2 protein-coding genes and 1 pseudogene are annotated in these 3,528 nt (G+C 39.1%); 2 read left to right on the top strand and 1 reads right to left on the bottom strand.

The features are described from left to right. Window positions 1-314: 314 nt before the first annotated feature. Together KIV40_RS16455 and KIV40_RS16450 are read left to right on the top strand one after the other, a co-directional pair. Entirely contained in the window at window positions 315-1,460 is a 1,146-nt protein-coding gene (locus tag KIV40_RS16455) for a hypothetical protein (RefSeq protein WP_285350255.1), read from the top strand. Between the two features lie 10 nt (window positions 1,461-1,470). Beyond that, window positions 1,471-2,343, top strand: coding sequence for a hypothetical protein (locus KIV40_RS16450; protein WP_285350254.1), 873 nt, complete (start codon window positions 1,471-1,473; stop codon window positions 2,341-2,343). A 179-nt stretch (window positions 2,344-2,522) separates the two neighbouring features. Here KIV40_RS16450 and KIV40_RS16445 read toward each other — a convergent pair. Beyond that, a pseudogene (locus KIV40_RS16445) lies at window positions 2,523-3,528 on the bottom strand (hypothetical protein); the annotation flags it as partial.

The raw sequence follows: 3,528 nt of genomic DNA, 5'->3' as shown, positions 1-3,528 counted from the left end.
TTACAGGGCTTGGTATGCCTGAAACTCAGCATGTTGTTTAATAATCACTCAATTTTCGGGCAATTTGGTTTTCTGTCCGAATTACGCAACAAAGCCGCTTGTAATTATAAAATACATTATGGCAATGATTTTTTGATTGCTTTATCACTATGATTTTAGTTGAAAAATAATCTTTGAAAATAATAACTTAAATTATTCTTGTCAGTGATAATTATAAAAAATCGACTGTTTGTTATAAACATATAGTTTTGTGAGTGTGATATTTGGTTTTCATGTGCAATGCATTTGAAATAATATCAGAAGGAAAAGAAAGAATGATAAAGAAAACATCGCTATTGGCAATCATGGTAATAGCGCCCTACCCATCGAGTACATTTGCTGTACAAGCTGATACGTTTATAAAGGCACTTCACCACAGCGATACGGAAAAGAGGTATACCGCTGAATATGTAAAAGATATATTTCTGCTACAGCCAGATTCAGACTACTCTAATATCGACTACAGTTCAGAGTGGTTACTTAATGACATTACTTGGCAACAAGCATGGGGAGACTTTAAAAGCCATTATGGTGCAGAACCGTCTGAAACTGTTTCCCTGAGTTTGTTTACCAGGGAAGCCGGTTACACTAAAGCGAGGCCAAAAATCGAGTTTTCCGAAGTTCAACTTAATCCGGGTGGTGTCTCTGTTCCAGGCAGCTTTTTCTACCACAACGACCCGTTAGCTGTTAGAGCAAATGTCGTGAAAGCTCAAGTTGATCCTGATATTTATCACAAAGCGTGGAGTATTTTCTCAGCTGAAGATGACTATTATAGTTTTAATGTACATGCACTAGTTTCAAAGTTTGCGTTAGCAGTTCAAATTGTGCGAGATAAGAGTCATATAATCGAAGAATCTAGTTGGAGAAGAAATGGGATTTATACCGATGTCATTGATAGATTTTTGAATGATACTTATCGATTAAATCAGATATCGGAAAGTGATAAAGAGTACTTAATAACGGTATTAAACGGTTCTATTAATTCTGTTATTAATCCATATAAGCATAACCGTAAATATCTCAAAACACAGTATCGATTAGCACGCCTTTCAGCAGCACTTGTTGATCGTGTGGGTTACATTGACTTCCCTTGTAATTCAGACTTTGAATACCGAGGCTCACAGAATACACGAAATCAGTGTTTTGTTGATATGACAGACAAAGCACTTTGGACTTGGTATACGCAAGAGTTCTCTCAAGCGATAACGCCAAAATATTCCCACACCAGTCAGCAAAAAAGCTTCTTAACTAATTTGCTTAATACGCTTTTACCATTAGCGGTGGCGATGGAGGGGTTGAGTTCGTTTGACTTCTTTACTACGGGCGAAGCTGCTGAATTAGGAGCGGAAGGTCTCTGGGAAGATGAAGAGGTTGCCGCGAGCCAAGAGGCATTTATAACTGAATATTGTGAGATAGATTAAGGAAAAAACAATGAATAATAAAACAAAAATAATAGCGCTGCCGCTTGCTATCTTCTCTGCTTCCGTTTTTTCTGCCGATGTCAATGTTTCCCGGGTTACTGACTCTGAGAGCGTAGCCACTACATTACTTAATGACACTGTAGATAGAATTGTTGACTCTTATGGTCAGGCATATATTGACATTGTATCTCCGGCCAACTTTAAAAAAAGTGATGTAGAGCGAGGTGTCCAGAGAGTCGGCTCAAAGTCGATTGCACGATTTGAATATCATTACACAATGCCAAATGGAGAACGTGCTACTCGTATATATCACTCTTTTAGTGGTGAGACACCAACTCCGGGCTTACAAGGTCATAATGTTGACTTTACCCAAAAAATTGAGGCTGAAATGAGGGCTAATGAGCGCCTCGTGACGGGAAAGATTACAGAAGAGGAGTATCATAGTGGCGGTCGTTATTTTAGAGCTTCATCTTATGCAAGGGCAAATGATGCTGAAATAAAAGCAATGAGAAAAATCGAAAAAGATATTCTCAGTGGAGACCTCGAATCGGGTGGAAGTTTAACTGTGTTTGTGAACCAACTTCCTTGTGAATCGTGTACTCCGTTGTTTGAAGAACAGTTGGCGGCATGGCCTCATATCGCTACTGCTGATGTTAGCTATTTAGGTCAGATACCAGAAAACTTTAATGATCTAGAGAATAATTCATGGTACCAATACATGAGTGAAAACGACGGTTTAGCTCTTGGTGAAGAGGCTCAGTTACAAGTTAGTTTTACCGCACATCGCAAGGAAAGAATAAAGTTTAATTTGTTTAAAAAGCGTGTTTTATCGCGAAATGAAATAAGGAATGGCGCTAAACCAACATCAGCTTGTAGTCTTTAAGAGTTAACGTGACTATTTTGTTATTGGATTGATGATATAGTACCAATTATCGATGGGTACTATATTAGCTATTGTTAAGAAATAAAAAGCTCGCTCATCCAATGAAGCGAGCTTTTTAGTCTTTGCAAAAGCAATAAACCTAGAACTTTACTTTTGGCACTGACTACCTTAGTTAAAAATTATAATGCTGCGATAACGCCAGCCAATTCTAAAGCTTCTAAAGCCGCCGATGAAAATTCTTCTAATGTCATTCCCGGTTGGTATGAATTGTGAATAACACTAGATGCTAAAAAGCTTACATCCTCGGGAATAGAGCTCCAACCAATACCCGCCAATCTGGAAGAATTGTATATAAAAGGTAGACTATCAACAATATATTGATCGAATCCGTTTGAGATAGCGAAACGAGATACAAATTCACCAATTCCCATTTGACCAGCCGAACCAAATTCGAACTCAGAAGCACTGTGTAAAATTATCACAGACTCGTGTTCTGCTATCACCGCATTCGCTTCTTCTTTTCCAATCATCACACTAATGCTATTGACATATTGATGGATGCCAGGTTCCGCTGTTTCTTCTCTAAGAAGGTATGAATCCAATTGTCTTGCGAAGTTTGCGGCTTGTACTTGAGAGTCAAACTTTATAACTGTTTGTTCTTCTATTGGCGCAGTTTTAGAAACGATCTTTGTAATATACTCAGCACTTTCCTCGAATGTGAGTTGGTCCGCTGGCATACCAGTTTCTACATTGCGGAAACCCATCTGAGCCATGTAATTTAAATCGGTTGGTGTTACCGCATTTCTGAAATATTCTTCAGCATACTCACGAGTCGGGAACGTTAAATAATTCTCCAGAACCTGTTGCCCACCGTTCCCCTGCACAATTTCATACATATCATCAAGTGCTCGTGTTAGGTGCATTGTCTCAGTGCCTGGACCAACAGAGGTTGAAGTATAACCAAGATTGTTAAAGACATTGTTTATAATCCCTTTCTTTGCAAGGTATACAGCGGTTGCCGCTGAGCCCAAAATTGCGACACCAGAAGAGGCAATCAAGGCGACTTTGCCATCACTCACTCCTTTGTCGGCAGTGACGTCATCGAAAACCATAACATTCGACAGCATTAACGGTGAAGTTTGAGCTCCATCGCTTGTTAGTGCTTTGCTAGGGTGTGTTGATCTT

The sequence above is a fragment of the Vibrio sp. D173a genome, assembly GCF_030248475.1.
The sequence above is the reverse complement of the archived record's forward strand: the minus strand, read 5'-3'. Positions and strand labels throughout refer to the sequence as shown.

Coding starts and splice junctions, on each gene's coding strand:
- KIV40_RS16450 (WP_285350254.1), top strand. CDS start 1,471: ATGAATAATAAAACAAAAATAATAGCGCTGCCGCTTGCTATCTTCTCT.
- KIV40_RS16455 (WP_285350255.1), top strand. CDS start 315: ATGATAAAGAAAACATCGCTATTGGCAATCATGGTAATAGCGCCCTAC.